This window comes from Nitrosophilus sp., from assembly GCF_982775275.1.
In genome coordinates this window covers 1-2,457 of the sequence record NZ_CEXZHP010000216.1, presented here as the reverse complement: position 1 = coordinate 2,457, position 2,457 = coordinate 1, and the positions used below count along the sequence as shown (strand labels likewise).

The window sequence follows — 2,457 nt, the reverse complement described above, 5'->3', positions numbered from 1 at the left end:
TGTAAATCTTTTTTAAAAAGTGTAAGAAAAAACAGTATAGTTTTGGATGTGCAAAAGTGTAATTACAATATATTTAAAGAGCAAAAAACTTTATATTTAAAAATCCCTTCCTTTCCAAAATCTATAAAAGCAAAAATAACCCTTTATAGAGAGTTCGATTATATTATAGTTTCTGATTTTGAATTTGCGGAGCTTCCTCAAGAAAAAAGAAGGTTTGTAAGAGTGCAACCGAAAGAGCCGATTCTTGTGGATATTGAGATGAAGGGAGAAAGAATTCATGGAGTTATCAATGATATTTCTATTGGAGGTATAGGGATTTATATAGATTATATAGAGAATTTGCAAAAAAATGAAGAAGTTTTGGTTAAATTTGAGCTGAACGGAAAACTTATCGAAGCAAAAGGGATTATAAGATATACGATAGAAGATTTGAAAAAGGTTGGGATTGAATTTAAACTAAACAACGAGCTTGAGTGTGAATTGGCTGAATACGTTTTAGAGAGACAATTTGAGATAATAAAAGAGTTGAGGATTTAATATGGATATTTTAAAACCTGTTATTACATTTTTTGGAAAACTGAGTTTCAAAAAGAAGATTGGTATAATGATAATTGCGGTTGTTATACCATTTTTACTTCCTTCATATTTTACTTACAAAACTTTTTATGAAGAGTTAAACAGCATAGAAAAAGAACAAAGAGCTCTTAAATTTATCTACCCTTTAAAAGAACTTATAAAACTTATCCAACAGCATAGAGGAATGATGCAAAGTTATTTAGAAGGAGAAAAAGTTTTTGAAAAAAATATAAAAGAGAATGAAAAAAAGGTGGAAGCCCTCTTTTTACGTCTGAAAAATTTAGAAGAAAAATTTAAAACCGATACTATTATAAGTAAAAGTAGAAAAGATATTCAAAATCTTTATTCAAGCTTAAAACTTGAAAATATTGTGGATAAGAAGGAAAGTTTTAAACTGCATACCGCTTTGATAAGAAAATTAATTAATCTTAAAAAAGAGATTGCCAACTTCTTTGGTATAAATCAAGACAAAAATATCAATAACCACTATTTGATAGTATCCTTGTTTGATACATTGCCAAATATACAAGAGTTTATAGGAAAAATAAGAGGTTATATAACCGGGATTTTAACAAAAGAGAAGATCAAAAATAGCGAAATAGAAAATATACAAAACTTTATAACAATTCTTTTTTCCGAAATGAATACTTTAAATTATGCTATGACTCATTATATACAAAACCGTAATGATGTTCAAGAGCTTGAAAAAGAGTTTGAACTTATGAAAAAACGAGTCAAAAACTATCTCGATACTGTTGAAGGTTTGATTTATAAAAGAGAGCAGATGGTTCCAAAAAGTTTTTTTAGTTACGCTACCAATGTAATAGACAATATTGATACTTTTTACAATCTCTTACTTCAAAGATTTGAATTTGATCTTCAAAAAAGAAAAAGCGAGATTTTTAGAGATATTTTTTTGCTTACTTTTGGACTTTTGTTAGTAGTTTTAACAGTGTTTTATCTATTTTTGGGTTTCTTCTTTTCAATAAATAGACCGCTTGAAGAGTTTAAGAAAGCTATCAAAAAGTTTTCAGCAGGAGACTATTCAACATCTTTGAATATTAAAACCAATGATGAGATGAGAGAGATTTCGGAAGCTTTTAATACTATGATTGTTCAGATAAATAGGCATATCAATTATCTTAAGTGGTATCAGATTGCAATAAATAGTGCAACACTTGTGACAAAGAGTGATAAAAAAGGATTTATTACATATGCAAATGAAGCTTTTTTAAAAAGAACGGGATATAAGATAGAAGATATACTTGGAAAGCCTCATAGTATATTTAGACATCCTGATATGCCAAAAAAAATTTTTGAAGAGATGTGGAAAACGATTTTGTCAAAAAAGACTTGGAAAGGTATTTTAAAAATCAAGACGAAACATGGTAAAGAGCTAATTATGAAAACTTCAATAGTCCCTATTATTGACGAGAAAGGTGAGATACAAGAGTTTGTTGCGGTAAGAGTTGACATAACAGATCTTATAAGAGCCCAGGAGCAGATAAAACGTATGCTCTATCATGATACTTTGACATCTTTACCAAACAGAACCAAGCTGATTGAAGATATAAAAAATAAAAGAGCCTATAGTGTTATAATCATCAATATTGATGATTTTAGGCAGTTAAATGATATTTATGGATATGAGGCAGGAAATTTTGTTCTAAAAGAGAGTGCAAAAATATTAAAACTTTTTGAACAAAATGGCTGGAGAGTTTATCGTCTTCCTTCTGATGAATTTGCTTTCATATCTTTTAAAAAAAGAACAAAGGATGAGGTATTAGAGTTTGCACAAAGTTTGATACAAAAGCTTGAAGATAACATCTTTATCTATAAAGGATATGAGATAAAAATACTTTTAAAAGCCGGAGTGGCACT

Annotated in this window: 2 protein-coding genes; both read left to right on the top strand. The window is 28.5% G+C overall.

Going from position 1 to position 2,457, the window contains the following annotated elements; all coding sequences use genetic code 11:
* Nucleotides 1-537 (top strand): PilZ domain-containing protein (locus AC30RD_RS08390; RefSeq protein WP_489494039.1); only part of this gene is annotated, 537 nt, incomplete at its 5' end.
* Nucleotide 538: 1 nt separating this feature from the next.
* Nucleotides 539-2,457: PAS domain S-box protein (locus AC30RD_RS08385; protein ID WP_489494037.1), on the top strand; the 1,919-nt coding region annotated here is incomplete at its 3' end.